The sequence below is a fragment of the Altererythrobacter sp. B11 genome (genome assembly GCF_003569745.1).
Classification (GTDB): domain Bacteria; phylum Pseudomonadota; class Alphaproteobacteria; order Sphingomonadales; family Sphingomonadaceae; genus Croceibacterium_C.
The window spans coordinates 646,651-670,826 of sequence record NZ_AP018498.1 but is presented as its reverse complement, the minus strand read 5'-3'; the positions used below and the strand labels follow the sequence as shown (position 1 = coordinate 670,826).

Here is a 24,176-nt window from a genome sequence, read left to right as displayed (position 1 = left end):
TGCGCTCCAACCGCAGGAATCTTTGCGCTGAACCCTGTTCCAGCGTGTTCCAGGCGCCGGGGCGGGCAGTCAATCGGCTGGTGCCGGGCGGGCCGAGGCCGCGCCCGAAAACCGCAGAATTCCTTGGGCCTGAACCTTGTTCCAGCGTGTTCCAGCGGGGTTGTGCGTCAGCCCAGCTTGCTCTCGATCAGAGCGGCCAGATCCACTTCGGAACGGGCACCAATATGGCTGATGATCTCTGCCGCTGCGATCGCGCCCATGCGCAGGCAGGTAGCCAGATCGCGGCCGCGCACATGGCCGAACAGGAAGCCGGCGGCGAAGAGATCGCCGGCGCCGGTGGTATCGACGACCTTGGCGATCGGTTCCGCCGCCGCTTCGGCGCGTTCGCCGTGGGCGATCGCCACCGCCCCCTCCTCGCTGCGGGTGACGACGAGCACGGGCACCAGCGGCGCGATCTCCGCCAGCCCTTCCTCGAAATCCTCCTTGCCGGTGATCGCTGCCAGTTCCGCCTTATTGGCAAACAGGATGTCGATCAGGCCTTCGGCCATCAGCTGGCGGAAATCCTCGCCATGACGGGCGATCACGAAGGTGTCGGACAGGGTGAAGGCGACCTTGCGCCCCGCTGCGCGCGCCGTTTCGATCGCCCGCCGCATGGCCGCGCGCGGCTCTTCCGGGTCCCACAGATAGCCTTCGAGATAGAGGATGCGCGCCCCGCCGATCGCTTCCTCGTTCAGCGCGGTGGCGGGAAGGAATTGCGAGGCGCCGAGGAAAGTGTTCATCGTGCGCTGGCCATCGGGCGTCACGAAGATCAGGCAGCGCGCCGTTGCCGGCTCCCCCGCCCGCTTCGGCGTATCGAAATCGATCCCAACGGCGTGAATATCATGGGCGAACACCGCGCCCAGCTGGTCATCCGCCACCTGGCCGATGAAGGCGCATTGCGCGCCCATGGCCGAAAGCCCGGCCAGAGTGTTGGCAGCCGATCCGCCGGAAATCTCCCGCGCGGGCCCCATCGCCTCATACAGCTGGTTGGCCTGTTCCTCGTCCACCAGCATCATGCCCCCGCGCGTGAGGCCGAGTTCGTCGATCAGTTCATCGGTACAATGGGCCATCACGTCGACAATGGCATTGCCGATCGCGATCACGTCATATCTGGGTTCGGGCATGGATACTCCGGAAATTCTGGCAGGATACGTGCCGGCAAGCAGGGGCGGCACGGGAAGGTTCGCTTGCGCGGCGTTGACTTGGCCCGGCGCGCGCGCAATCGCAAGCGTCGATGCTGGCCGTGATCGCCTCGCTGTTCCGTGCGCTTGCGCAGATGGGCGATCCGCGCGTGCTGCGCATCCTGCTGAAGAGCCTGGGCGTCACCCTGCTGCTGTTCGCGCTGCTGGGCGGCGGGGGATGGTACGGGCTGGACTGGCTGCTGCAGCGTGCGGGGCTTTCCGATGCGCTGTTCACCGGCGCGGGGGAAGTGCGCGGGATCGCCTCGCTGCTGCTGGCCCTGCTGTGGCTGTGGCTCGCGTGGCGGATCGTCGCCATGGCGGTGATCCAGTTCTATGCGGACGAAGCGGTGCAGGCGGTGGAGCTGCGCCATTATCCGCAGGCCGCCGCCCGAGCGCGCGACCTGCCGCTGCGCGAACAGCTGGCGGAAGGGTTGAAATCGGCCGGACGCGCCCTGCTGGTGAACCTGATCGCCCTGCCCTTCGCGCTGGCGCTGCTGGTGACCGGGGTGGGAACGGCATTGCTGTTCCTGCTGGTGAATGCCGTGCTGCTGGGGCGCGAGCTGGTGGACATGGTGTGGCTGCGGCATCGGAGCAGCGCGGGCGATCCGGCGCCCGTCAGCACGGCGGAGCGGCTGCTGCTGGGCGGCGCGGTGGCCATGCTGCTGGCGGTACCCTTCATCAATTTCCTTGCCCCCATGCTGGGCGCCGCGGCGGCGACCCATCTGATCCATCGCCGCAGGGAGAGATGATATGCGCGCGCTAGTCCCGGCCCTGCTGCTTCCGCTGCTCGCCGCCTGCGCCGCCGTGCCGCAGGGCTCCGGCAGCACCGCGCCGCGGCGGGAATCGAGCACCGGGCCGGCACGCAATCTTCCCGTGCCACCCACCCGGCCGGCCGCGCCCGGCGGCGCGGGCTTCATCGCGCCGCAGATCCAGCACCAGCCGGGCCTGGATGGGGTGATCCAGCAGGATCGCACCGCGCTCACACGCCTGTTCGGCCAGCCCCGGCTGGACGTGACGGAGGGGGACATGCGCAAGCTGCAGTTCTCGGGCGAGGCCTGCGTGCTCGACGTGTTCCTCTATCCGCTGCGACCGGGTGCCGAGCCGGTGGCGACGCATGTCGAGGCAAGGCGGGGGAGCGACGGGCTCGATGTCGATCGCGCGGCCTGCGTTCAGGCGCTGCGTCGCGGGCGCAGATAACGCGGATTTAACCTCGCTCGGGCATGATCGCGGCAAAGGGGGAATGCGCCGATGACCTTCCAGTTTGCCGAGATCGCTCGCCAGGCGGCAGCCGATGCCGCCATCTCGCCCGGAGAAATCCTCGCCCTGCGCCGCGCCGGCTGGGCCGACGGCGCCATTTCGCGCGAGGAGGCGGAGGCGATCTTCGCCATCCAGCGCGCCCTCGCCGCGCCCGACGCTGACTGGTGCGATTTCTTGGTGGAAGCGATCCGCGAATATGTGCTCAACGCCGCCGAACCGCGCGGCTACGCCGGGGAGGAGGATGCCCGCTGGCTGATCGCGCAGGTGGAGCAGGACGGGAAGATCTGCTCCATGGTGGAGCTGGAGCTGCTGGCGAGCATCATCGAAAAGGCGGAGAGCGTGCCCGAAGCGCTGAGGGACTTCACGCTGGATGCGATCGAGCAGGCGGTTCTCGGCGGAGCAGGCGCGCTGCGCCGCGGCGGCAGCCTCTCGGGCGCGCACGTCACGGAGGGCGAATGCCGCCTGATGCGCCGCGTAATCTTCGGCGTGGCGAGTGATCGGCCGGCCGCGGTGAGCCGGCGCGAGGCCGAAATGCTATTCCGCATCAAGGACGCCATGCTCCACGCCGCCAACGCCCCCGAATGGAAATGCCTGTTCGTGCAGGGGGTGGGCAATTACCTGATGGGCTTCGCCTCGTCCGCCCCGCTGGAAGCGGAGCGCATGCTGGAACTGCAGCGCTTCGTGGACGACAACAGCGCCAGCGTCGGGCGGTTTCTCGGTGGAATGGCCCGCACTTCGCCCAATGCTCTAAGAGTGGTGTTCGGCCGCAAGCGCCCTTCGCCCAGCCCCGCGGAACGCGCCGCCGAAGCCGCAACGATCACCGGGCCGGAGCAGGACTGGCTCGCCGCGCATATCGACGCCAATGGTGAAGTGGACGAATACGACCGCGCCCTGCTGCACTTTATTGCGGAGGAGGTGGGCGCCTGACGGACCGCGCTATTCCGGGCGATTGCCCTTGCCGGCCAGATAGTTGCAGAAGAAGGCCAGCAGCGCGAAGCCGATCGCGCCGATCCCCGGATGATCGATCAGGTCGACCACGCCCAGCACCTCGAGCAGCCAGATCGCGCCGAGGATCAGCGCGACGGCGAAGGCCGCCCGGGCAACTCCGCGGAGCATGTGTGGGGTCATACCATGAAGCTTTCGCCGCAGCCGCAGGCACCCTTGGCATTCGGATTCTCGAACACGAAGCCGGCAGTAAAATCATCCTCCCGCCAGTCCATCGTGCTGCCGACCAGATAAAGCACGCTCGCCCCGTCGATGTAGAAGGTGCCGCCGGGCGTCACGATCTTCTCGTCGAAAGCCTGTTCCTCGGTCACATAGTCCACCGAATAGGCAAGGCCCGAACAGCCGCGCCGCGGCGTCGAGAGCTTCACCCCGATCGCGCCGGGAGGGGCCTTCTCCATCAGCTCCGCCACGCGCCGTTCGGCACCCGGCGTCAGGATCACGGCAGCGGGGTGCGTACGGGTCTTGACCTCGGCCATCACAGCATCCCCAGTTCGAGCCGCGCTTCGTCGGTCATCTTTGCGGGATCCCACGGCGGATCCCAGACCAGATTGACCTCGGCGCTGCGCACGCCCGGCACGGAGCCGGCCCGCAGCTCCACCTCGCCCGGCATGCTTTCCGCCACGGGGCAGTGCGGGGTCGTGAGCGTCATGGTGATGGCCACATCGGCATCAGGCGTCACCTCGACCCCGTAAATGAGCCCGAGGTCATAGATGTTCACCGGGATTTCCGGGTCGAAGATATCTTTGAGCGCTTCGATCACCCCATCATAAAGCGCCCCGCCCGGTTCGGTTTCCGCCGTGGTGGCAGGCTTGCGGGCGAGGAACCCTTCGAGATAATCCTTCTTGCGCTCGAGCTTCTCGGTGGGGCTTTCCGCCTCCTCCACCCGCGCGCGCGGTGGCGTGGCGGCAGCGGCCACCTCTTCAACCTCGAAACGCTTGTTCGCTTCCTCGCTCATCCGAAGATCCTCTTGGTACGCTCGATGCCGCGCAGCAGCGCCGCGACATCATCATCATCGCTGTAAATGCCGAAGCTGGCACGGGCCGTGGCCGGCACGCCGAGGCTGTCCATCAGCGGCTGGGCGCAGTGATGCCCGGCCCGGATCGCCACATCTTCCTCGTCCAATATGGTGCCGAGATCGTGCGGGTGAACCCCGTCCAGCGCGAAACTGACGATGCCGGCGCTTTCTTCCGGCCCGAACAGCGTCACATTGTTCATGGCGCCCAGTGCTTCGCGCATGCGGGCGACCAGCCGCGCCTCGTGCCGGTGGATCGCCTCCATGCCGAAGGAGGACACATAATCGCAGGCTACCGCGAAGCCGATCGCCTCCACGATCGCGGGCGTCCCCGCCTCGAAGCGGGTGGGGGCCGGCGCATAGGTGGTCTGGTCGAAAGTAACGCGGTCGATCATCGATCCGCCTCCCTGCCAGGGCGGCATGGCATTGAGGATCGATTGCCGCGCCCACAGCGCCCCGATGCCCGTGGGGCCATAGAGCTTGTGGCCGGAGAAGACGTAGAAATCGCAGTCGAGCGCCGTGACGTCGACCGGCAGGCGCGCCACCGCCTGGCAGCCATCGAGCAGGAGCTTCGCGCCCACCCCATGTGCCAGATCGGCCGCACGACGCGCATCGAGCGTGGAGCCCAGCACATTGGAAACATGCGCGAACGCCACCAGCTTGTGCTGCGGCGTCAGCATCCGTTCCGCCGCATCCAGATCGATGCGGCCATCGGCGGTGAGCGGGCAGACATCGATCGCAAAGCCGATGCGATCGCGCAGCAATTGCCAGGGCACGATGTTCGAATGGTGTTCGAGCACCGACAGCAGCACGCGGTCGCCGGGTCCGAGATTCGCCGCACCCCAACTCTGGGCAACGAGATTGATCGCTTCGGTCGCGCCTCGCACGAAGACCAGCTCGTCCTCCTGCCCGCCGATGAAGCCCGCAACGCGGCGGCGCGCGGCTTCATAGCCCAGCGTCATCTCGGCCGAGCGCGTATAGACCCCGCGATGCACCGTGGCATAATCGGCACCGATCGCGCGCGTCACCGCGTCGACCACCGCCTGCGGCTTCTGCGCGGTCGCGGCGGTGTCGAGATAATGCCACGGCTGTCCCTTGCCGGTCACGAGGCCGGGAAAATCCGTCTTGTGCGCCAGGGTGGTGAGGGTTGCGGCCTCGCTCATGCCGCCTCTCCCAGCGCCGTCAGCACAGCATCCAGCAGCCGGGCCTGTTCCACCTCGTCATCGAGGCTGGCGAAGGCATCGGCGATGAAAGCACGGATCAGCAGTTTGCGCGCCGCTTCCGGCGCAAGCCCGCGCGCTGCCATGTAGAAGCGCGCCTGTTCGTCCAGTTGCCCGATCGCGGCGCCATGGGCGCATTTCACGTCGTCGGCATAGATTTCCAGTTCCGGCCGGGCATTGGCGCTGGCGCCCTTCTCCAGCAGCAGGCCTTTGAAATCCTGCGCCGCGTCCGTCTTCTGCGCGTCGCGGGCCACGTCGATACGGCCGAGGAAATTGCCGGTTGCGCGGCCCCAATGGACCGCACGCACCACCTGATGCGATGTTGCCTCCGGCTCGGCATGCTCAATCCGCGTCACGAATTCGCGCGTCGCGGTGCCGCCGCCGATGGTGACGCCGCCGAATTCGAAATGCGCGCCCCGTCCCATGCGCACGACCACTTCGAGGCGGCTGTAGTCATCACCGACGTTGGCGACGAACAGCTCCGCCCGCGCGCCTTCTGCAAGGGTGATGCGGATGCGATGCAGTTCGGGTGCATCGCCGCCGATCACCATTGCGTGGCGGCGCACTTCGCCGGGCGCGAGCGCCACCTCCTGCCACTCGGAGAACGCCCGCTGGTCGAGCCGTTCGAGCGCGACGAAATCGGCGTAGCGCCATTCTTCTTGCTTGATCGTGGGCAGGGCGACGCTGGCCATCACGCAGCCACCGCCTCATAGCCTTCGCGCTCCAGCTCATGCGCCAGCTCCGGCCCGCCGGTCTTCACGATCCGTCCCTTGGCCAGCACATGAACCAAGTCGGGCTGCACGTAATCGAGCAGGCGCTGGTAATGGGTGATCAGCAGCACCGCCTTGGACGGGCTGCGCATGATCGCGTTGATCCCTTCGCCCACCACGCGCAGCGCATCGATATCCAGCCCGCTGTCCGTTTCGTCGAGCACGGCGAATTTCGGATCGAGGATGCCCATCTGCACCATCTCGGCGCGCTTCTTCTCGCCGCCGGAGAAGCCGACATTCACGTTGCGCTTGAGCATATCCATGTCGAGCTTCAGCAGGCCGGCCTTCTCCTTGGCCAGCTTGAGGAATTCGCCGCCGCTGAGCGGTTCTTCGCCGCGCGCCTTGCGCTGAGAATTCAGCGCTTCGCGCAGGAACTGGACGTTCGACACGCCCGGAATCTCGACCGGATACTGGAAACCGAGGAACAGGCCGGCTGCGGCACGCTCATGCGCCTCCAGCTCCAGCAGATCCTGCCCGTCGAAACTCACCGAGCCTTCGGTGATCTCGTAGCCGGGGCGGCCACCGAGCACATAGGCCAGCGTGGACTTGCCCGCGCCGTTGGGGCCCATGATCGCATGCACCTCGCCCGCGCCGACTTCGAGCGTCAGTCCGTTGAGGATTTTCTTGCCGTCGATCTCGGCATGGAGGTTTTCGATTTTCAGCATGACTTGCTTTCCAGTTTCAGCATCACCCCGGACTTGATCCGGGGTGTGGCGCGGCGCGTACCGCCAGCGAGCAGCGAGCGCCCGGATCGGGACAGGGAGGACGAATGAAGGATGTCCCGCTTCACCGGCGCACCCGCGAATAGGTCTGGCGCGGATTGGCTTCCTTATGCGCGCGTGCCGCGTCCTTCCGATCGGCGATGCGCATGCGCATGCCGGCGGTGATCCGGGCAAGCACTTCGTCCATGTTTTCCAGGATATCGGCGGCCTTGATGTGCATCACGCGGATGCCGACCGATTCCAGGCTCTTGTCGCGCCGCCGGGCGAGCGCTTCATTAGCCCCTTCCTCGTCGATCAGGATCGCCATGCCGAGATTGGGGCAATTGAAATCGACGATCGCCGATCCGACCACGGCAAAACGGGTGAACTTGTAGCGCCCGAGATCAGCCTTGGCGAAGCGCGCGGCCAAGGCCTTGTTCGCTTCCGAGGCATGGCGGCGCATGTCGCGCGCCTGATCGTGCAGCACATCCAGCCGCTTCTCGGAGATTTCCCAGCCGCGCCCCTTCTTCTTGAGCGCGGGGGCTTCCGTGGCCTCGGAGGGATCTCGGAGCTGGAGGGTCTTGCGGTCAGTCATCACCCCACACTCCCCTCGAGCGAAATCGCGAGGAGCTTCTGCGCTTCGACCGCGAATTCCATCGGCAGTTCCTTCAGCACCTCTTTCGCAAAGCCATTCACGATCAGCGCCACCGCCTGCTCCTGATCGAGTCCGCGCTGCATGGCGTAGAACAGCTGATCGTCGCTGATCTTGCTCGTCGTCGCTTCGTGCTCGATCTGTGCGCTGGAGTTCTTCACCTCGATATAGGGCACGGTATGCGCGCCGCAGCGGTCCCCCAGCAGCAGGCTGTCGCACTGGGTGAAATTGCGCACGTCATCGGCGTTTGCGGCCACCCGCACCAGCCCGCGATAGGTGTTGTCGGAACGGCCCGCGCTGATCCCCTTGGAAATGATCGTGCTGCGGCTGCCCTTGCCGTTGTGCACCATCTTGGTGCCGGTATCGGCCTGCTGGAAATTGTTGGTGACGGCGACGGAGTAGAATTCGCCCACGCTGTCCTCGCCATTGAGCACGCAGCTGGGATATTTCCACGTCACCGCGCTGCCCGTTTCCACCTGGGTCCAGCTGATCTTGCTGCGGGCGCCCTGGCACAGGCCGCGCTTGGTGACGAAATTGTAGATCCCGCCCTTGCCTTCGGCATCGCCGGGATACCAGTTCTGCACTGTGGAATATTTGATCTCCGCGTCTTCCATTGCGACCAGTTCCACCACGGCAGCGTGCAGCTGGTTCTCATCGCGCTGCGGTGCGGTGCATCCTTCGAGGTAGGACACGTAACTGCCCTTCTCGGCCACGATCAGCGTTCGCTCGAACTGGCCGGTGTTTTCCGCGTTGATGCGGAAATAGGTGGACAGCTCCATCGGGCAGCGCACCCCCTCGGGGATGTAGACGAAGGTGCCGTCGGAAAAGACCGCGCTGTTCAGCGTGGCGAAGAAATTGTCGCGCTGCGGCACCACCTTGCCGAGCCACTTCTTCACCAGCTGAGGATATTCACGGATTGCCTCGCTGATGGAGAGGAAGATGACCCCCGCCTTCTTGAGCTCTTCGCGGAAGGTGGTGGCCACACTCACGCTGTCGAACACGGCGTCCACGGCGACCTTGCGCGCGCCTTCGACACCCGCCAGCACTTCCTGCTCCGCGATGGGAATGCCGAGCTTGTCGTAGACTTCCTTGATCTCGGGATCGAGCTCGTCGAGGCTGGCCAGCGTCGGCTTCTTCTTCGGCGCCGCGTAGTAGAAGGCGTCCTGGTAATCGATCGCCGGATATCCCAGCTTCGCCCAGTTCGGCTCCTCCATCTCCTGCCACAGGCGGAAGGCCTTGAGCCGCCATTCCAGCATCCATTCCGGCTCGTTCTTCTTGGCCGAGATAAACCGGACGGTCTCCTCGCTCAGGCCCTTGGGCGCGAATTCCTGCTCGATCGTGCTCGACCAGCCGAATTCATAATCTGCCGCGCGGGCAGCAGCCTCGCGCGCCTCGCGATCCGTCTCGGGCCGTTCGGTCACCTGCTTCTCTTCGATTTTCACTTGGTCACTCATGCGGGAATCTCTCCGGCGGGCTGCGCCACGGGCCGGCCGGCTAACCGGCTCAGCGGGACATCGGCCAGGGCGCCGCGCAAGGCGGCGTTGACGACGCTCCAATGCGGGCGGACGGTGCAATTGCTTTCCAGCGCGCAGTCATGCTTGCCCGATTCGACACAGGCGGTGAGCGCGATCGGCCCTTCCACGGCCTCCACGATATCCGCCAGTGTGATCGCCGCGGCCGGCCGCGCCAGTTGCAGGCCGCCGCCGGCACCGCGCACCGAGCGCAGCAGCCCGGCGCGGCCAAGGAGGCTTACGAGCTTTTGCACGGTCGGCAGGGGCAGCCCGGTCTCTTCTGCCAGCTCAGCCGCGGAAACGCGCGCACCGCCGCAATGACGCGCGGCAGCGCTCATTGTAACGACAGCATAGTCGGCCATGCTGGACAGGCGCATTTGGCGAGCCACCTCTAATCGGAGCAAATCAGTCGGATTTGCACTTAGGGTGAGAGCGCGCGCGTTTCAAACCGGAATTGCGGGGAAAGCGAAAAAAGGGGCGGCTCCGCATATGCGGAGCCGCCCTCGAAAGTCGAGAACTCGTTGCATCGCTGCTTCGAGCCCTTCGGGTCGCATGCGGCGAATACGTAGATTCGCGCCGGGGCGATTGTAAGAAACCGACACGCAATCCTGATTCATCCTGAAAAACATTGTCATTTTTTCGTTTCCCGCTGCCTTTTTTGGTCGTGATCGACAGGAATCGCGGGCTCTGCCATAGGCGCGCGGATGTTCTATCGGCTCCTTCGCCCGCTTCTTTTCGCGCTCGATGCGGAGACCGCCCATGGACTGGCGATTCGCGCGCTGCGGCTGCTTCCCGCAGGCGCGGCACCCGCACAGGGTGGCCCGTTGGCGACGGAAGTGGCAGGGCTGCGCTTTCCCAATCCGGTGGGGCTCGCGGCGGGCTTTGACAAGGACGGACAGGTGCCTGATGCGCTGCTCGGCCTTGGCTTCGGCTTTGCGGAAGTTGGCTCGATCACGCCGCTTCCGCAGAGCGGCAATCCCCGCCCGCGCCTGTTCCGCCTGCCTGCCGATCGGGCGGTAATCAACCGCATGGGCTTCAACAACGGCGGGGGGCAAGCCGCGGCGCAGCGGCTGGCGGCGCGCCGGAACCGCGGCGGCGTGGTGGGCATCAATATCGGCGCGAACAAGGATTCGGCCGATCGCGTGGCCGATTACGCCGAGATGACGCGCATCATGGCGCCGCTGGCGAACTATCTCGCGGTGAACATTTCCAGCCCCAACACCCCCGGCCTGCGCGCACTGCAGGACGAAGGAGCGCTCACCGCGCTGCTCGACGCGGTGACCGAGGCACGGGGAGGCGAAGGGCCGCCGATCTTCCTCAAGCTCGCCCCCGATCTGACACACCAAGACATCGACGCCATCGCCCGTATCGCGCTGGACAAGCGGCTGGGGGCGCTGATCATCTCCAACACCACCATTTCGCGGCCGCCGCTGCGTTCCCCGCACGCGGGCGAAACCGGCGGCCTGTCCGGCGCTCCGCTAAGGGAGCTGGCGCTGGGGCGGCTGCGTGATTTCCGCCGGGCCACGGGGGGCGGCCTGCCGCTGGTGGGCGTGGGCGGCATCGCCACGGCGGAGGATGCCTGGCAGCGGATTCGCGCCGGCGCCAGCCTGGTGCAGCTCTACAGCGCGATGGTCTATGAAGGCCCGCACATCGCCCGCCGCATCACCCGCGGGCTGGAGCAGTTGATGCGTCGCGACGGCTTCGGCTCCATTGCGGAGGCGGTGGGAAGCGAATAGCACGGGCGGCGATGCTCCGCCGTTTCCTGATCTCGCTGTCCGCGCCGCTCCTGCTCGGAGCCTGCGCCACCACTGCCACCACCCCCTCCGCGCAGGGCAGTTCGCCGCCCGCCACCGCGCCGGACAATGGCTTCGTGACGGCAGCCGATCCCCGCGCCGCTGCGGCGGGCATGGAGATGCTGCGCAAGGGCGGCAGCGCCACCGATGCGGCCATCGCCACGATGCTGGCGCTGACGGTGGTCGAGCCCGAGAGCTCCGGGATCGGCGGCGGCGGCTTCATGGTGCGCGGCACGAGCGACGGAGCGACGGAAACATTCGACGGCCGCGAAACGGCCCCGGCCGCTGCGGGGCCGAAGTGGTTCTTTGGCGCCGACGGCAAGCCGCAGACCTACCCGCAGGTGGTGCTGACGGGCCTGAGCGTCGGCGTACCGGGAAACATCGCCCTGGCGGCGCGGGCACATGACGAGCACGGCCGGCTGCCGTGGGCGGATTTGTTCGGTCCCGCCATCCGGCTCGCCCGCGAAGGGTTCATCGTCAATCCGCGGCTGCATGAATCGCTGGTCGCCAATGCGGCGCGGGCCGGGCGTGATTCCTTCGGCCGCCAGCTGTTCTACGATGCAGCGGGCGCGGCCGTGCCGGTGGGCGCACGAGTCGTGAACCCGGATCTGGCGGCCAGCTTCGAAGCGATCGCCGCCGCAGGACCGGAGGCATTCTATCGGGGCGCCGGCGCCGACAAGATGGCCGTGTATGTCGCGTCGCAGACCCCGCACGAAGCGGCGATGGCGCCCCAAGACCTCGCCAGCTACGAAGCGAAGCAGCGTCCTTCCGTCTGCGGCACCTATCGGGCTTACCGGATCTGCGGCATGGGCCCGCCGTCCTCGGGTGCGACGACCGTGCTCGCCATGCTCGGCCAGCTGGAGCGGTTCGACCTCGCCAGCCTCGGGCCGGATTCCCCCGTGTTCTGGCAACTCTTCCTCGATTCACAGCGCCTGGCCTATGCCGATCGCGAGCTTTACCTTGCGGACGGCGATTTCGTGGACGTCCCGGTGAAGGGCCTGACCGACAAGACCTATCTGGCGTCACGCGGCGCCCTGCTCACCCCAGGCAAGCCGCTCGATCAGGTGGCGCCCGGCACTCCGCCTGGCGCCAAAACCGCCCTGGCCGACGGTGACGAGCCCGTGGAACATGGCACATCGCATTTCGTCGCCGTGGACGGCGCGGGTAACATGATCAGCTATACCAGCACGGTGGAGGGTGCCTTCGGCTCCGGCCTCACCTTCGGCGGCTTCTACCTCAACAACGAGCTGACCGATTTCAGCCTGGTGCCGGACAAGGACGGCGTGCCCGTGGCCAATCGGGTAGAGGGCGGCAAGCGCCCGCGCAGTTCCATGGCCCCCACGGTCATCTATGCGCCGGACGGCAAGCCCTTCATGGTGGTGGGCGCCGCCGGTGGCGCAACCATTCCCATTCAGGTCGCCCGCACCATCATCGGCGTGATCGACTTCCACATGCCGATCAAGCAGGCGCTGGGCCTGCCGCTGGTTACCGCCTTCGGAGACCGGGTGGTGGTGGAAAAGGGCGCCTTCGAAGCGCTGATCCCGCAACTGCAGGGCATGGGCTACAAGGACATCGCCACCGCTTCGCTTTCCTTCCGGGCCGTGGGTGCGGTCCATCGGCCGAATGGCTGGGAGAGCGCCTATGACCCGCGGCTCGACGGTCTGCTCGGCACAGGCGAGTGAGCTTGCCGTAAGCCGGCGCGTTGCCTAATCCCAGCGCGGCAGGCGGGAAAGGCCGCCCAAAGGGGGAGAAATGCCGGTGGAGATCGCGGATTTTCGAAATGCGCGCAATCTCGTCCGCCTCTTCCTCGATCGTGCGGACCAGCTCGGCGACCGGCCGTTCCTGACGGCCAAGCGAGACGGGGAATGGCACGCGCTGAGCTGGCGGGACGCGGCGCGGCAGGTGTGCCTGGTGGCCGAACGCCTGCGCGATCTGGGCCTTGCCGATGGCGACCGCGTGATGATCGTGTCGGAGAACCGGCCTGAATGGTGCATCGCCGATTTTGCCGTCATGGCTGCGGGCGGCATCACCACGCCCGCCTACACCACCAATACGGAGCGGGATCACGCCCATGTGCTGGGAGATTCCGGCGCGCGGGTGCTGATCGTCTCCAACCAGAAGCTGGCCGAGCCCCTCATCCGGGCCACGATGAATGCCGGAGTGGCGGAGCATGTGATCGGCATCGAGTCGCTGCGCATCGGCCAGCAAGGCCGGCTTTCGGCGCATGGCTGGGGTGACATGCTGCTGGGCAATGCCGAGGCGGCGCGCCGCGCGGTGGAACAACGCATCGCCGGAATCGACCGCAAGCAAGCGGCCTGCATCATTTATACAAGTGGTACGGGTGGCGCGCCGCGCGGGGTCGTGCTGTCGCACGGCGCGATCCTTGCCAACATGTATGGCGCCGCCTGCGCGCTCGTCGGCGACTACGGCTGGGGGCCGCCGCATCGCTTCCTCTCCTTCCTCCCGCTGAGCCACGCCTATGAGCACACGGCCGGGCAGATGCTGCCGGTGGGGCTGGGGGCGGAGATCTGGTACGCCGAGTCGCTGGAAAAGCTCGCCGGCAATATCGAGGAGGCACGGCCCACGCTTATGGTGGTCGTGCCGCGGCTGTTCGAAGTGCTGCGCACGCGCATCATGAAGCAGATCGAAAAGCAGGGCCGGCTCGCCAGCTTTCTGCTGGCCCAGGCCCTCGCCCTTGCCGCGCGACGGGAGCAGGGAAAATGGCGGCCGGGGGACTGGCTGCTCGACCAGCTGCTGGAGCGCAGCTTGCGACCGAAGATCCGCGCGCGCTTCGGCGGGCGGATCAACGCGCTGGTGTCGGGCGGCGCCCCGCTCAATCCCGAAGTCGGCCGGTTCTTCCAGGCGCTCGGCCTCACCATGCTGCAGGGCTATGGCCAGACCGAGGCTGCGCCGGTGATCAGCTGCAATTATCCTTCCGCCGGCATTCGGCTGGATACGGTGGGCGTGCCGCTGGAGGGCGCGGAGGTAAAGATAGCGGAGGATGGGGAAATCCTCGTCCGCGGCGAGCAGGTGATGAACGGCTATTGGCGCAATCCGGAGGAGACCGCGCGCGCCCTCCAGGCCGGCTGGCTGCATACGGGGGACATCGGCCATTTCGATGATGCCGGCCGAATCAAGATCACCGACCGCAAGAAGGACATGATCATCAACGACAAGGGCGACAACATCGCCCCGCAGCGCGTCGAAGGGATGCTGACGCTGCAGCCGGAAATCGGCCAGGCCATGGTGGCGGGCGAGCAGAAGCCCTATGTCGTCGGCCTGATCGTACCCGATGCCGAATGGGCCGAGAACTGGGCGAAGCAGGCGGGGGAAAGCGGCACGCTGGCCGAGTTGCAGCAGCGCCCCGCCTTCCGCACGGCCATCCGCGAGGCGGTGGACCGGGTGAACAAGGATCTGTCGGTGATCGAGAAGGTGCGCCAGTTCGCATTCGCCGACGAGCCCTTCAGCATCGAGAACGGCGAAATGACACCGAGCCTCAAGATCCGCCGCCACATGATCCGCGCCCGCTATGGCGAGCGGCTGGACAGGCTCTACCGTGGCTGAACCTGCTGGCGGAGCGGCTTACGCCGCTTCGGCGGCGTCGAGCTTTTCAGGGAAGAAGCCGGGTTCGCTGCTGGACCAGGCGGGCGCCATGGCCGCTGTTTCGCTCAGCGATTGCAGCAGCGCCTTGCGCTGGAGCGGGCGCAGCAGCGGCAACGCGGCGGCCGCGCAGAAGGCCGAGGGGAGCCACGGCCGCGAGGCGGCGCCGAGCAGCCGTTCGTAGAGAAAGCGGAAGGCAGAGAAGCTCTCCAGCCCTTCGCGCGCGAGATCCTGCCCGGCGATGCGCACCAGTGGGCCGAGAAACTCCTCGATCCCTTCCACCGCTTCCGGATGGGGAATGGCGCTGCGCAGGCTCCGCAGCTCGTGATAGGCGAGATACTGGCTGCGGATCGAGGCGAGGTCGTCCGCCTGTCGCGACCAGCGCCGAAACGCATCGCCGCGACCCAGGCCGATGTCGAGGCCCCGCTCGATCGTGCGCTGTTCCCGTTCGGTAAAACTCGCGAACTCGCGCAGTTCGGCGATCACGTTGCAGGCGGTACTCGTTGCGGCCATGATTCGGCTCCCGAGGGATACTTCGGAAGCGAATGTCGCGCAGTTTGGTTAAGGCCGGCTAAAACACCGACTAGGGGCGTTCAGATAAGGCCGGCCAACGGGCTGGAGGGATCGGCATAGCGCCGCGTCGCCATCCGCCCCGCGCGATAGGCATCGCGACCGGCCTGCACGGCCAGCTTCATGGCCCGGCCCATGCGGATCGGATCCTTCGCCTCCGCAATGGCGGTGTTCATCAGCACCCCGTCGCAGCCGAGTTCCATCGCGACGGCCGCATCGCTGGCCGTGCCGACGCCGGCATCCACCAGCACCGGCACGCCGGCACCTTCCACGATCAACCGGATGGTGACGCGATTCTGGATGCCCAGCCCCGATCCGATCGGCGCTCCGAGCGGCATGATCGCCACCGCGCCGGCGTCTTCCAGCTGCTTTGCGGCGATGGGATCGTCGGTGCAATAGACCATCGGCTTGAAGCCTTCGGCCACCAGCACCTCCGTCGCTCGCAGCGTCTCGCGCATGTCGGGATAGAGCGTTCGCGCTTCGCCCAGAACTTCCAGCTTCACCAGATCCCAGCCGCCGGCCTCGCGTGCGAGGCGCAGCGTGCGGATCGCCTCGTCTGCGGTGAAGCAGCCGGCGGTGTTGGGAAGGTAGGTGATCTTCTTCGGGTCGATATAGTCGGTCAGCATCGGCGCCTTGGGGTCCGACACATTGACGCGGCGCACGGCCACGGTGACGATTTCCGCCCCGCTCGCTTCCAGCGCGGCCGCATTCTGGGCGAAATCCTTGTATTTGCCCGTGCCGACGATCAGCCGCGAGCGGAAGCGGCGGCCGGCGACTTCCCAGCCATCGTCCTCGCCAGCCTCGGCCGGGGCGTGGTCTCCGCCGCCGACGAAATGCACGATCTCAAGCACGTCGCCATCCGCCAACGGCGCTTCCGCCAGGGTGGAGCGCGGCACGATCACCGTATTGCGTTCCACCGCCACCTTCGCCGGGTCGAGATCCAGCTCGCGCACGAGCTCAGCAATGGTGTGGGCGGAGGAACGGCGCGTCTCGCCGTTGACGGTCAGGGTAAGGGGCGCGGTCATGTCCCGCGCGAGATAGCGGCTGTTACGGCCGGTGCAACCCGCGCACGCGGCAATGCGCAGTTCCACGCCGCAGATTGATGACATGCGCGAGGGAGAGAAGCGCGACACCGATAATGGTCAGCACCGCCTCCTCCACGCCATGATCGACGGCAAGGCCGCCGCCCATGAAGCTGATCCCCGTCATTGCGAGCACGAAGGGCAAGCGCCCCCCATGCCGCAGCGCGCCGAGCCCGATCGTGATCGCCGCGATTACGGTGGCTGCCACCAGGCCGATGCGATGAATGGCGGGATCGAGCAGAGCACCCCCGCCGAGTCCCAGCCCGGCGATAATCACGATCCCCGCCACGCAATGCACCGCGCACAGGCCCGAGAGGACCATGCCGAGCCGATCGAGTCGGCCGCGAATCCGGTGGGATGCCAGTGCCATGGTCGCCCATCTATGTAACCATATAACATTAGGCAAGGTCTTATCGCCTGCCAGTCAAGGCACCGGCAGACCTTGCGCTTCTGCGCCGGGCGGAGCAAATCCGCCCGCCATGAACGCCCCGGCCAGCAGACTCACCCCTCCCGACCGCTCCGGCCGCCGCGCGGCCCGCCCCCGCACTGTCGCGCTGTGGCTGCTGTGCGTCGCCGCGCTGGTGGTGGCCATGGTGGTGGTGGGTGGCATTACCCGCCTCACCGAAAGCGGGCTTTCCATCACCGAATGGAAGCCTGTCACCGGCGCGCTGCCGCCCCTGTCGGAAGCGCAGTGGCAGGCAGAATTCGCCGCCTACCAGCAGATCGGGGAATATCAGCAGATCAACGGCCCCGCCGGTATGACGTTGGCCGATTACAAGTTCATCTATTTCTGGGAATGGTCGCACCGGCTGCTGGGCCGGCTGATCGGCCTTGCCTTCGCATTGCCGCTGGCGTGGTTCTGGCTGCGCGGCGCCATCCCTGCCGGCTACAAGCCACGCCTGCTGGCGCTGCTTGCGCTGGGCGGCCTGCAGGGTGTGTTCGGCTGGTACATGGTGCGTTCCGGCCTTTCGACGCAGACCACGGATGTCAGCCACTTCTGGCTTTCGATCCACTTGCTCACCGCCTTGTTCACGCTTGCAGGGCTGGTGTGGACGGCGCTGGACCTCGCGGCGCTTGATGCCGATCCGGCGGCGCGCCCCGCGCGGCTGACGGGTGTCGCCGCGGGCGTGGGGCTGGTGCTGGCGATCCAGCTGATGCTCGGCGCCTGGGTGGCGGGCACCAATGCGGGTCTGGCATCCGACAGCTGGCCGCTGATGCAGGGCCGCTTCGTGCCCGAAGCAGACTGGTCGCACGGCGCCTTGTGGGCCTTGTCCCACGATCCCTTTATGCTGCACTTCCTCCATCGCTGGTGGGCCTGGGCGGCGGTGGCCGCACTGATCCTGCTGGCGCGGGCTGTGAAGCGGCGCGGCGCCCGCCCCGCGTCGGTGGCGATCCATTCCGCCTTCGGCATCCAGATCCTGCTCGGCATCGCGACGGTGCTGACCGGTGTCGCGCTGTGGCTGGCGGCCCTGCACCAACTGGTCGGCGCGCTGCTGGTCGCGGCCACGGCCTGGGGCGCCTATGAGACGGGACGCCGGCCTTGAGCGACGCGCAGGCTGCGCTGATCTGGTGCCCCTTTCCCGATGAGGAGAGCGCCGCCGTCACCTGCGGGGCACTGCTGGACGAAGGGCTGATCGCCTGCGCCAACATCATGCCCGCCATGCGGTCGCTCGCGCTGTGGCGCGGTGAGCGTAGCGACTGCCGCGAAGCGGGCGCCCTGCTCAAGACGAGCCCGGCGATGCTGGCGCGCACGGTGGAACGGCTGGCCGCCCTGCATCCCTATGAGGAGCCGGCCGTGATCGGCTGGCAGGCCGATGCCAGCACGCCCGCGACGGAAGCCTGGCTCGCCGGGGTGACCAAGAAAACCCTGATCGGGGGCGGGAGCTAACCGACTTCGGCAGCTTGAAGGTATTATTTTACCTCTTCGCTGAGGCGCAGATTTGCTTGACTTGCGGGCCTTCCGCAGACAAATGGCGCGCTCTTCGCGGGCGGGATTCGCAATCTTCGCCGCGGCAGACCAATTCGCGAGACAAGGACATCAGAGCCATGAAGGCGCTCAGCAAGCAGACCCGGTCGATCAAGCCGGCCGAGGTCGAAAAGAACTGGCATCTGATCGATGCCGAGGGGCTGGTTGTCGGCCGCCTCGCCACGATCGTGGCCAACCTCCTGCGCGGCAAGCACAAGCCGAGCTTCACGCCCCATGTGGATTGCGGTGACCACGTCGTGATCATCAATGCCGACAAGGTGCGTTTCACCGGCCGCAAGCTGCAGGAAAAGACCTATTACAAGCACACCGGCTATGCCGGCGGCATCAAGGAAGTGACGGCGGCCAAGGTGCTGGACGGCCGCTTCCCCGAGCGTGTGCTGGAGAAGGCGGTAGAGCGGATGATCCCGCGCGGCCCGCTGGGTCGCCAGCAGATGAAGGCCCTGCACCTTTATGCCGGCACCGAGCATCCGCACGGCGGCACCCAGCCCCAGCCGCTCGACGTCGCTTCGATGAACCGCAAGAATAAGGCAGCCAAGTAATGGCGGACGAAACCAACACCGTGAACGATCTGTCGGATCTCAAGGACATCGCCGGCGAAGGTGCGGAAGGCACCGTGGCGCCGCAGGCTCCCTCTGCCCCCCTGCGCGAGCAGGAGCTTGACGGGCAGGGCCGTGCCTATGCCACCGGCCGCCGCAAGGACGCCGTAGCCCGCGTGTGGATCAAGCCCGGCACCGGCAAGGTGATCGTCAACGGGCGTGACCAGGAAGTCTATTTCGCGCGTCCGACGCTGCGCCTGGTGATCAACCAGCCGTTCCAGGTCGTCGATCGGGAAGGCCAGTATGACGTGATCGCCACCGTCAAGGGCGGCGGCCTCTCGGGCCAGGCCGGCGCGGTGAAGCACGGCATCAGCCAGGCGCTTTCGAAGTTCGAACCGGCCCTGCGTGGCACGGTGAAGGCCGCCGGCTTCCTCACCCGCGACAGCCGCGTGGTGGAGCGCAAGAAGTACGGCCGCGCCAAGGCCCGCCGCAGCTTCCAGTTCTCGAAGCGCTAAGGCCTCGACTCAGTCGATTGGAAATGGCGGTCCCGCGGGGCCGCCTTTTTCGTATGCGGCGCTGCCGTGCTAGCGGCCGCTCGCAACTAATGGACGGGCGGATCGGTCGGCGGGATCCGGTTGACCGGAGCCACGGGTTCGCCGGGCTCGCGCGGCGGCATGGCGTCTTCCGGAACATCGCTGATCTGCATGTCGGGCGTGTCGACGTTTTCGAGATTGCGCACGCACACCTCCAGCCGCTCACCATCCCAGCGCAATTCGTTGAAGCTCGGCGGCGTAGAGCGCAGCCGGCGCGACAGCGTGCCGGCGCCGACCATGCGCACCGGCCCGCTCTCGGTCTGCTGCACCAGGTCGAACGCGTCATGCACATGGCCGCTGAGTACGGCCAGGACCGGCCGCCGCGCGAGCTCTTCCAAGGCGCGCTGGCCATGGCGCGTCAACGCCGTGCCGCGCGTACCAACCTCGCGCAACGGATGATGCACGGCGACGAGCGCTTTCGTGCCGCTGGGCAAGGCATCGATGGTTGCGAGGCACTTGCGCAGCGCCCGCTCCGTCACCCAGCCCTTCGACCAGTTGAATCGCGGCTGCGCGGGGACCGCCGTCTTGAGCGGCACGAGGGCGATATCAGGCAGATCGATTTCACGTTCCACCAACCGCTCGATCTGGTGAAAACGGCGATAGGGCCTGAAGAACCGTTCAAACAGGTTGAAATAGGGCATGTCGTGATTGCCCACCTCCACCGTAACCGGCAGATCGAGCGAGCCGATCCAATGGCTCGCCGCGGCGAACTCCCGGTGGCGCGCGCGCATCGTCAAATCGCCCGTGATCGCAATGGCATCCGGCCGGCGGGCCTCTATTTCGCTCCTGACCCAGTCCAGCGCACGCTGGTCCTCAAGACCGAAATGAATATCCGAAAGGTGGAAGAGCAGGGTTTCAGAGGGCATCGCGGGTGGTCGCTAGCAGATCGACCTCACACCGCGCCAGTTCGAACAGTTCCCGCGGCGCGGCCTCCTGGGCCTCTCCGTCTATCGAGAGCCCGAAGGCTTCGTTCGCGACGTTCGCCACCAGCAGGCGATCCACCTTCCCAAGATAATCGTGGGGTCCTTCGCGAAAGTTTCGCCGCAGGAGGGCGAGCCCCTGGCTGAGATAGTCCGCAGGCGTTTCCGAATGATACCCGCGCACTTCCATGCCATCGTCGCGTGGCGTGAGCATGACGAGCGGATAGCCTTCCGGGCGGCCTAGCGCAGGTTCCACGCACGCTACCATAGGGCCGGACACTGATTGCTCGATCGCTTCGGCGGCACCGTCGGCCATTCGGACAACATCGGCCTCGCGCATAGCCTCGCGCACTGTGTTCCAAGCAGTGCCCGGTCCGGCAAGCAGCCCGGCGAGCGCATCGCCATGGGCCGAGCGGACCAACCCGGGCCGCGTGCGCCGGGCGTCGCCACGCGCAACGGCAGCGATCACCTCGTCCATCGCCGCATCGCCATGCAAGCGATGAAAGAGGAGATTCATCGTGCCGCCTTCGAGCACGAGAATGGCCCCGCTCCAGCCGGAAAGTGACGAGATGAGCGCGTTGATCGTGCCATCGCCGGCAAACACCGCCACCAATTCCACGCCGGCCGCGTCGAGTTCCGCTGCGGTGGGAAGGTCCTCGTCCGGGAAGCGAATCATCCGCCCCACGTCGAAACCGGCCGTGCCGCAACATTCATGGAGGGCGGTGATCGCATCCTCGTCATTGCTCCCGCTTGCGGGATTGGTGACAAGCCAGATCGTTGAGGAGTCTTGCATCACCGCCACAGCGCGCAGGGCGTGCCCGAGTTCCCGTTATATCCTGCGCGAAATGATGAGCCACGCCGAGAAGCCATTGATGAGGCTGTAGCCGAAATAGGCCCAGGCCCATCCCACCTGCCCGTCAGCCACCAGCAGCAGCGCGCCTGCGAGCAGACAGAACTCTGCCACCAGGCTCGCGCGGCCACCCAGCTTCAACAGGAGCGGCGGCAGCTCGCGAAGCAGGCGATGGCGGCTTTCCAGAACCGCGCCCTGAAGAGCGAAATTGCCGATTCCGAGCAGAAAGGTGAGGAGTATCGCCATTGGTCAGCAATGTGCCGCATCCTTCGTCGATTGCAAATTGCGGTTCGCCGTCCCTCCGGCGCGGTTCGTCCGGCCACGGTCACCACCGTCGAACGCAGACGGGACGAGGTCGATCACACCGCGCATGCCTGCTCGCCGGATAGTATTTCTCTCCTTGCGCCGCGGCCCTGCCCCGCAGTCCCAAGCCGGGTCGCGGCGCAACCGGGAAGTCAAAGGAGGAGACGGAACCATGAAGATCATCACCGCGATCACTGCCGCGGCGCTTGGCGCCGCCTGTATCGCTACCCCGGCGCTGGCCCGCGATCGGGTCGAGCGCGTCACCTATCACGATCTGGATCTGACCACGCCCGAAGGGCAGGCAAAGCTCGACACACGGCTGAAGCGCGCCGCCTGGCGCGTGTGCCAGGACGATGAGCAGGGCCGCGTGCGCTCGCTCGACATGCAGCGCGCCTGCTATCGCTACACCCGTCAGGACATGGCCGTGCAGATGGCGCAGCGGGTGGCGGTGGCGGATACGCAATTCGGTGGCTGATCGGAAAATAGGCCGATCGGCGGCAACACGGGGCGCCTCTCTTGCGAGCGGCGCCCTTACTGTGTCGCATTAATGCCAACCGCGGGTCACCGGCCGGCCATCGCCTTGACCTTGCGCAGATAGGTGCGGCCGATCCGCAGCATCTCGCCATCGATCAGTTCCGCCGCCCACACGCCCAGCCCCTCGTGCCGCAGCCCGCGAATCCGGTCGCGGCGGAGGATGGTAGAGCGGTGGATGCGGATAAATTCGGCGGGATCGAGCCGCCCTTCCAGTCCGGCGATGGTCTGCAGCAGCAGATAGCTGCGATCCCCCACATGCAGGCGGACGTAATCCCGCTCCGCATCGATCCTCTCCACCAGTGCCGCTTCGATGCGCAGCAATTCGGAGCGGTGAGGCACCCAGAACTCCCTAAGCCAGTCCTCGCGATCGGCGGGCGCGTGGTCGCGGCGATTCACCGCGCGGTCGATCGCCCGCTCGAGCCGTTCCCCCGCCACCGGCTTCAGCACGTAATCCACCGCTTCGAGATCGAAGGCCTCGACCGCGAAATCCTCATGAGCGGTTACGAAGATGATTGCCGGCGGGTTGGCGGACTTGCCGAGCCGCCGCGCGACCGTGAGGCCATCCATGCCCGGCATGGTCATGTCGAGGAGCAGCAGATCGGGCTTCAGCTTCTCGGCAAGGCGTAGCGCCGCCTCGCCATCGCTCGCGGTGCCCACGACGGCGAGCTGGTCCAGCTCGGCGCACAACACCTGCATGCGTTCCACCGCCAGCGGTTCGTCATCCACGATCAGCGTGCGCAAGGCGCCATCCCGCTCGCTCAAGCCTTGTCCTCCCTTTGCCGCGCAATCGGCATCCGCAAGGTGGTGGAATAGCCTTCCTCTGTGCGTCCGGAAACCACGCTGGCGTGCTCGCCGAAGCGCGCTTCCAGCCGTTCCCGCACATTGGCAAGGCCGATCCCGTAGCCCTGTCGCGTCGCCGCACCTCCATCGCCTTTTCCGTCGTCGGCCACCGTGACCACTAGCCGGCCATATTCCTCCCGCGCCGCCAGCGTAATCGTCACCTTGCCGGACGTGGGATTGACCGCGTGCTTTACCGAGTTTTCCACCAGCGGCTGGAGGATCATGCCCGGCACCTTCGCGTCTTCCAGTCCGTCGGGCAGGTCGTATTCCGCCTGCAGGCGCCGGGGAAACCGCACCGCCTCTATGTCGAGATAGAGCTTCTGCAGGGCGAATTCCTCGCTGAGTGGCACATCGGAGGTCGGGTCATCGGCCAGGCTGCGACGATAGAACGTCGAGATCGTCTGGATCATCCGTTCGGCCGCCTGCGTCTTGCCGGTCAGCACCAGCGCGGACAGGGAATTGAGCGTGTTGAACAGAAAATGCGGATTGACCTGATAGCGCAGGCTCCGCAGTTCCGCCGCCTTGGCCGCCCTGCGATAGGCGCCCTCACGCCGCTCTGCCGCGCGCGCCTTCTCCCCCGTCAACAGCGCGAGGTAGAGCGCGCACCAGGCAAGCAGCAGCGAATAACGGCCGAAGGCAATCTCTGCCACCTGCTGCTGCGCCGTTCCCAGAAGCGCCGAGGCGGGCAGGCTTGCATGGCTGTTGGCCGGAGCCCCGGCGACGGTGAAGCCGGGGATGTCGATCAGGATCTCGCCATTTTCGGACCGGCGCAGGCTGTAGCCCTGCTCCGCCACCTTCTGCTGGAGATAGTGGTCGGACAGGCTGGCGAACAGCATCTGGTTAGCCTGCGCGATCAGCAGAGCAACCGGCGCCGACAAGATCAGCGCCGCGGTGATCTTCGCCCACAGCGGCTTCGCGTCGAACAGGCGCAGGACCAGCCAGAGGCCCAGGGTGATGACCATGCCCGCAAGGCAAGCCAGCGAGCGCCGCCACAGCAGCTCCCGCTCCAGCCCGAGATCAAGCAGCTGCCCGCGCAGAGTGGTCAGCGCGAAATAGCACAACCAAAGCCCGACGATCGAGGCCAGCACCGTCTTGAACGGAACCCGGACCACCGGATCCTCAGGGCGCGTGCTGTTCATCGCGCAGCCTTACTCTCGCCGGCCGCCACACTGCCAGCCCGGCTGTCGAGCACCATCATGCCTTGGTCGAACACCCTGCGC

At 66.6% G+C, this 24,176-nt stretch carries 29 protein-coding genes; 11 read left to right on the top strand and 18 right to left on the bottom strand.

The window, feature by feature from the left end:
- Positions 1–167: 167 nt before the first annotated feature.
- Positions 168–1,163: an adenosine kinase gene (locus tag AEB_RS03170; protein WP_119081898.1), complete on the bottom strand. Its 996-nt coding sequence runs from the start codon at positions 1,161–1,163 to the stop codon at positions 168–170.
- A gap of 110 nt (positions 1,164–1,273) precedes the next feature.
- Between AEB_RS03170 and AEB_RS03165 the strand changes: the two genes are divergently transcribed.
- The 3 genes from AEB_RS03165 to AEB_RS03155 are packed head-to-tail and all read left to right on the top strand — an operon-like array spanning position 1,274 to position 3,404.
- The gene (locus tag AEB_RS03165) at positions 1,274–1,969 is read left to right on the top strand and encodes an EI24 domain-containing protein (RefSeq protein ID WP_119081897.1); all 696 of its coding nucleotides are present in this window, start codon (positions 1,274–1,276) and stop codon (positions 1,967–1,969) included.
- Position 1,970: 1 nt separating this feature from the next.
- Positions 1,971–2,417 carry a hypothetical protein gene (locus AEB_RS03160; protein ID WP_119081896.1) on the top strand — a complete coding sequence of 149 codons (447 nt, stop codon included), beginning with the start codon at positions 1,971–1,973 and terminating at the stop codon, positions 2,415–2,417.
- Positions 2,418–2,468: 51 nt separating this feature from the next.
- Positions 2,469–3,404, top strand: coding sequence for a hypothetical protein (locus AEB_RS03155; RefSeq protein WP_119081895.1), 936 nt, complete (start codon positions 2,469–2,471; stop codon positions 3,402–3,404).
- Positions 3,405–3,413: 9 nt separating this feature from the next.
- On the opposite strand, the gene AEB_RS03150 is transcribed toward AEB_RS03155, so the two are convergent.
- The 9 genes from AEB_RS03150 to AEB_RS03110 form a co-directional block, all read right to left on the bottom strand.
- Positions 3,414–3,593, bottom strand: coding sequence for a hypothetical protein (locus AEB_RS03150; protein WP_119081894.1), 180 nt, complete (start codon positions 3,591–3,593; stop codon positions 3,414–3,416).
- A gap of 8 nt (positions 3,594–3,601) precedes the next feature.
- The gene (locus tag AEB_RS03145) at positions 3,602–3,958 is read right to left on the bottom strand and encodes a HesB/IscA family protein (RefSeq protein ID WP_119081893.1); all 357 of its coding nucleotides are present in this window, start codon (positions 3,956–3,958) and stop codon (positions 3,602–3,604) included.
- Complete coding sequence (locus AEB_RS03140; RefSeq protein ID WP_119081892.1) at positions 3,958–4,437, bottom strand: SUF system Fe-S cluster assembly protein; 480 nt, start codon at positions 4,435–4,437, stop codon at positions 3,958–3,960. Before AEB_RS03140 ends, AEB_RS03145 begins: the two co-directional genes overlap by 1 nt.
- Positions 4,434–5,657, bottom strand: a complete 1,224-nt coding sequence (locus tag AEB_RS03135) for an aminotransferase class V-fold PLP-dependent enzyme (protein WP_119081891.1) — start codon at positions 5,655–5,657, stop codon at positions 4,434–4,436. The genes AEB_RS03140 and AEB_RS03135 overlap by 4 nt, the downstream gene beginning before the upstream one ends.
- The gene (locus tag AEB_RS03130) at positions 5,654–6,406 is read right to left on the bottom strand and encodes a SufD family Fe-S cluster assembly protein (protein ID WP_119081890.1); all 753 of its coding nucleotides are present in this window, start codon (positions 6,404–6,406) and stop codon (positions 5,654–5,656) included. Before AEB_RS03130 ends, AEB_RS03135 begins: the two co-directional genes overlap by 4 nt.
- Positions 6,406–7,149 carry a Fe-S cluster assembly ATPase SufC gene (gene sufC / locus AEB_RS03125; RefSeq protein ID WP_119081889.1) on the bottom strand — a complete coding sequence of 248 codons (744 nt, stop codon included), beginning with the start codon at positions 7,147–7,149 and terminating at the stop codon, positions 6,406–6,408. The genes AEB_RS03130 and sufC overlap by 1 nt, the downstream gene beginning before the upstream one ends.
- A gap of 121 nt (positions 7,150–7,270) precedes the next feature.
- Positions 7,271–7,780 (bottom strand): endonuclease domain-containing protein, encoded by a 510-nt coding sequence (locus AEB_RS03120; protein ID WP_119084421.1) that lies wholly within the window; start codon positions 7,778–7,780, stop codon positions 7,271–7,273.
- Positions 7,780–9,291, bottom strand: coding sequence for a Fe-S cluster assembly protein SufB (sufB, locus tag AEB_RS03115; RefSeq protein ID WP_119081888.1), 1,512 nt, complete (start codon positions 9,289–9,291; stop codon positions 7,780–7,782). Before sufB ends, AEB_RS03120 begins: the two co-directional genes overlap by 1 nt.
- Positions 9,288–9,725, bottom strand: coding sequence for an SUF system Fe-S cluster assembly regulator (locus tag AEB_RS03110; protein WP_119081887.1), 438 nt, complete (start codon positions 9,723–9,725; stop codon positions 9,288–9,290). The genes sufB and AEB_RS03110 overlap by 4 nt, the downstream gene beginning before the upstream one ends.
- A 327-nt stretch (positions 9,726–10,052) precedes the next feature.
- On the opposite strand from AEB_RS03110, the gene AEB_RS03105 reads away from it, so the two are divergent.
- The 3 genes from AEB_RS03105 to AEB_RS03095 all read left to right on the top strand — a co-directional run bounded on the left by AEB_RS03105 (position 10,053) and on the right by AEB_RS03095 (position 14,705).
- Complete coding sequence (locus AEB_RS03105) at positions 10,053–11,084, top strand: quinone-dependent dihydroorotate dehydrogenase (protein WP_119081886.1); 1,032 nt, start codon at positions 10,053–10,055, stop codon at positions 11,082–11,084.
- Positions 11,085–11,095: 11 nt separating this feature from the next.
- A complete protein-coding gene (gene ggt / locus AEB_RS03100; RefSeq protein WP_119081885.1) occupies positions 11,096–12,823 on the top strand; it encodes a gamma-glutamyltransferase in 1,728 nt (575 codons plus the stop codon).
- 70 nt (positions 12,824–12,893) lie between these two features.
- Positions 12,894–14,705 (top strand): AMP-dependent synthetase/ligase, encoded by a 1,812-nt coding sequence (locus AEB_RS03095; RefSeq protein ID WP_119081884.1) that lies wholly within the window; start codon positions 12,894–12,896, stop codon positions 14,703–14,705.
- 18 nt (positions 14,706–14,723) lie between these two features.
- Here the strand turns inward: AEB_RS03095 and AEB_RS03090 are convergent, their stop codons facing one another.
- The 3 genes from AEB_RS03090 to AEB_RS03080 form a co-directional block, all read right to left on the bottom strand.
- Positions 14,724–15,254 (bottom strand): hypothetical protein, encoded by a 531-nt coding sequence (locus AEB_RS03090; RefSeq protein ID WP_119081883.1) that lies wholly within the window; start codon positions 15,252–15,254, stop codon positions 14,724–14,726.
- Between the two features lie 80 nt (positions 15,255–15,334).
- Positions 15,335–16,336: a sulfur carrier protein ThiS gene (gene thiS, locus AEB_RS03085; RefSeq protein WP_119081882.1), complete on the bottom strand. Its 1,002-nt coding sequence runs from the start codon at positions 16,334–16,336 to the stop codon at positions 15,335–15,337.
- Positions 16,337–16,358: 22 nt separating this feature from the next.
- Positions 16,359–16,763, bottom strand: coding sequence for a MerC domain-containing protein (locus tag AEB_RS03080; RefSeq protein ID WP_119081881.1), 405 nt, complete (start codon positions 16,761–16,763; stop codon positions 16,359–16,361).
- Positions 16,764–16,872: 109 nt separating this feature from the next.
- On the opposite strand from AEB_RS03080, the gene AEB_RS03075 reads away from it, so the two are divergent.
- The 4 genes from AEB_RS03075 (at position 16,873) to rpsI (ending at position 19,431) form a co-directional block, all read left to right on the top strand.
- Positions 16,873–17,937, top strand: a complete 1,065-nt coding sequence (locus AEB_RS03075) for a COX15/CtaA family protein (protein ID WP_119081880.1) — start codon at positions 16,873–16,875, stop codon at positions 17,935–17,937.
- Complete coding sequence (gene cutA, locus AEB_RS03070) at positions 17,934–18,281, top strand: divalent-cation tolerance protein CutA (RefSeq protein WP_119081879.1); 348 nt, start codon at positions 17,934–17,936, stop codon at positions 18,279–18,281. Before AEB_RS03075 ends, cutA begins: the two co-directional genes overlap by 4 nt.
- A 158-nt stretch (positions 18,282–18,439) precedes the next feature.
- On the top strand, positions 18,440–18,919 hold the full coding sequence (gene rplM, locus AEB_RS03065; RefSeq protein ID WP_119081878.1) for a 50S ribosomal protein L13: 480 nt from the start codon (positions 18,440–18,442) through the stop codon (positions 18,917–18,919).
- On the top strand, positions 18,919–19,431 hold the full coding sequence (gene rpsI / locus AEB_RS03060) for a 30S ribosomal protein S9 (RefSeq protein WP_119081877.1): 513 nt from the start codon (positions 18,919–18,921) through the stop codon (positions 19,429–19,431). The genes rplM and rpsI overlap by 1 nt, the downstream gene beginning before the upstream one ends.
- A gap of 86 nt (positions 19,432–19,517) precedes the next feature.
- Here the strand turns inward: rpsI and AEB_RS03055 are convergent, their stop codons facing one another.
- The 3 genes from AEB_RS03055 to AEB_RS03045 are packed head-to-tail and all read right to left on the bottom strand — an operon-like array spanning position 19,518 to position 21,525.
- Positions 19,518–20,375 carry a metallophosphoesterase family protein gene (locus tag AEB_RS03055; RefSeq protein ID WP_119081876.1) on the bottom strand — a complete coding sequence of 286 codons (858 nt, stop codon included), beginning with the start codon at positions 20,373–20,375 and terminating at the stop codon, positions 19,518–19,520.
- Positions 20,365–21,222, bottom strand: a complete 858-nt coding sequence (locus tag AEB_RS03050) for a diacylglycerol kinase family protein (RefSeq protein WP_119084420.1) — start codon at positions 21,220–21,222, stop codon at positions 20,365–20,367. Before AEB_RS03050 ends, AEB_RS03055 begins: the two co-directional genes overlap by 11 nt.
- Positions 21,223–21,258: 36 nt before the next feature.
- Positions 21,259–21,525 carry a hypothetical protein gene (locus AEB_RS03045; RefSeq protein ID WP_119081875.1) on the bottom strand — a complete coding sequence of 89 codons (267 nt, stop codon included), beginning with the start codon at positions 21,523–21,525 and terminating at the stop codon, positions 21,259–21,261.
- 229 nt (positions 21,526–21,754) lie between these two features.
- Here AEB_RS03045 and AEB_RS03040 point away from each other — a divergent pair, with 229 nt between their 5' ends.
- Positions 21,755–22,057, top strand: a complete 303-nt coding sequence (locus AEB_RS03040; RefSeq protein WP_119081874.1) for a UrcA family protein — start codon at positions 21,755–21,757, stop codon at positions 22,055–22,057.
- 86 nt (positions 22,058–22,143) lie between these two features.
- Here the strand turns inward: AEB_RS03040 and AEB_RS03035 are convergent, their stop codons facing one another.
- Both AEB_RS03035 and AEB_RS03030 read right to left on the bottom strand, forming a co-directional pair.
- Complete coding sequence (locus AEB_RS03035) at positions 22,144–22,812, bottom strand: LytR/AlgR family response regulator transcription factor (protein WP_231959010.1); 669 nt, start codon at positions 22,810–22,812, stop codon at positions 22,144–22,146.
- 62 nt (positions 22,813–22,874) lie between these two features.
- A complete protein-coding gene (locus AEB_RS03030; RefSeq protein WP_119081873.1) occupies positions 22,875–24,095 on the bottom strand; it encodes a sensor histidine kinase in 1,221 nt (406 codons plus the stop codon).
- Positions 24,096–24,176: the final 81 nt, after the last annotated feature.

Excerpts from the sequence above, each read along its gene's own strand:
- AEB_RS03090 (WP_119081883.1), bottom strand. The coding sequence starts at position 15,254 with ATGGCCGCAACGAGTACCGCCTGCAACGTGATCGCCGAACTGCGCGAG.
- AEB_RS03145 (WP_119081893.1), bottom strand. The coding sequence starts at position 3,958 with ATGGCCGAGGTCAAGACCCGTACGCACCCCGCTGCCGTGATCCTGACG.
- AEB_RS03030 (WP_119081873.1), bottom strand. The coding sequence starts at position 24,095 with ATGAACAGCACGCGCCCTGAGGATCCGGTGGTCCGGGTTCCGTTCAAG.
- AEB_RS03035 (WP_231959010.1), bottom strand. The coding sequence starts at position 22,812 with ATGCAGGTGTTGTGCGCCGAGCTGGACCAGCTCGCCGTCGTGGGCACC.
- AEB_RS03075 (WP_119081880.1), top strand. The coding sequence starts at position 16,873 with ATGAACGCCCCGGCCAGCAGACTCACCCCTCCCGACCGCTCCGGCCGC.
- AEB_RS03140 (WP_119081892.1), bottom strand. The coding sequence starts at position 4,437 with ATGAGCGAGGAAGCGAACAAGCGTTTCGAGGTTGAAGAGGTGGCCGCT.
- AEB_RS03170 (WP_119081898.1), bottom strand. The coding sequence starts at position 1,163 with ATGCCCGAACCCAGATATGACGTGATCGCGATCGGCAATGCCATTGTC.
- AEB_RS03045 (WP_119081875.1), bottom strand. The coding sequence starts at position 21,525 with ATGGCGATACTCCTCACCTTTCTGCTCGGAATCGGCAATTTCGCTCTT.
- AEB_RS03130 (WP_119081890.1), bottom strand. The coding sequence starts at position 6,406 with ATGGCCAGCGTCGCCCTGCCCACGATCAAGCAAGAAGAATGGCGCTAC.
- AEB_RS03135 (WP_119081891.1), bottom strand. The coding sequence starts at position 5,657 with ATGAGCGAGGCCGCAACCCTCACCACCCTGGCGCACAAGACGGATTTT.
- AEB_RS03160 (WP_119081896.1), top strand. The coding sequence starts at position 1,971 with ATGCGCGCGCTAGTCCCGGCCCTGCTGCTTCCGCTGCTCGCCGCCTGC.
- AEB_RS03105 (WP_119081886.1), top strand. The coding sequence starts at position 10,053 with ATGTTCTATCGGCTCCTTCGCCCGCTTCTTTTCGCGCTCGATGCGGAG.
- AEB_RS03055 (WP_119081876.1), bottom strand. The coding sequence starts at position 20,375 with ATGCCCTCTGAAACCCTGCTCTTCCACCTTTCGGATATTCATTTCGGT.
- sufB (WP_119081888.1), bottom strand. The coding sequence starts at position 9,291 with ATGAGTGACCAAGTGAAAATCGAAGAGAAGCAGGTGACCGAACGGCCC.
- sufC (WP_119081889.1), bottom strand. The coding sequence starts at position 7,149 with ATGCTGAAAATCGAAAACCTCCATGCCGAGATCGACGGCAAGAAAATC.
- AEB_RS03110 (WP_119081887.1), bottom strand. The coding sequence starts at position 9,725 with ATGCGCCTGTCCAGCATGGCCGACTATGCTGTCGTTACAATGAGCGCT.
- AEB_RS03080 (WP_119081881.1), bottom strand. The coding sequence starts at position 16,763 with ATGGCACTGGCATCCCACCGGATTCGCGGCCGACTCGATCGGCTCGGC.
- rpsI (WP_119081877.1), top strand. The coding sequence starts at position 18,919 with ATGGCGGACGAAACCAACACCGTGAACGATCTGTCGGATCTCAAGGAC.
- AEB_RS03050 (WP_119084420.1), bottom strand. The coding sequence starts at position 21,222 with ATGCAAGACTCCTCAACGATCTGGCTTGTCACCAATCCCGCAAGCGGG.
- rplM (WP_119081878.1), top strand. The coding sequence starts at position 18,440 with ATGAAGGCGCTCAGCAAGCAGACCCGGTCGATCAAGCCGGCCGAGGTC.
- AEB_RS03165 (WP_119081897.1), top strand. The coding sequence starts at position 1,274 with ATGCTGGCCGTGATCGCCTCGCTGTTCCGTGCGCTTGCGCAGATGGGC.
- AEB_RS03155 (WP_119081895.1), top strand. The coding sequence starts at position 2,469 with ATGACCTTCCAGTTTGCCGAGATCGCTCGCCAGGCGGCAGCCGATGCC.
- AEB_RS03150 (WP_119081894.1), bottom strand. The coding sequence starts at position 3,593 with ATGCTCCGCGGAGTTGCCCGGGCGGCCTTCGCCGTCGCGCTGATCCTC.
- ggt (WP_119081885.1), top strand. The coding sequence starts at position 11,096 with ATGCTCCGCCGTTTCCTGATCTCGCTGTCCGCGCCGCTCCTGCTCGGA.
- AEB_RS03120 (WP_119084421.1), bottom strand. The coding sequence starts at position 7,780 with ATGACTGACCGCAAGACCCTCCAGCTCCGAGATCCCTCCGAGGCCACG.
- thiS (WP_119081882.1), bottom strand. The coding sequence starts at position 16,336 with ATGACCGCGCCCCTTACCCTGACCGTCAACGGCGAGACGCGCCGTTCC.
- AEB_RS03040 (WP_119081874.1), top strand. The coding sequence starts at position 21,755 with ATGAAGATCATCACCGCGATCACTGCCGCGGCGCTTGGCGCCGCCTGT.
- AEB_RS03095 (WP_119081884.1), top strand. The coding sequence starts at position 12,894 with ATGCCGGTGGAGATCGCGGATTTTCGAAATGCGCGCAATCTCGTCCGC.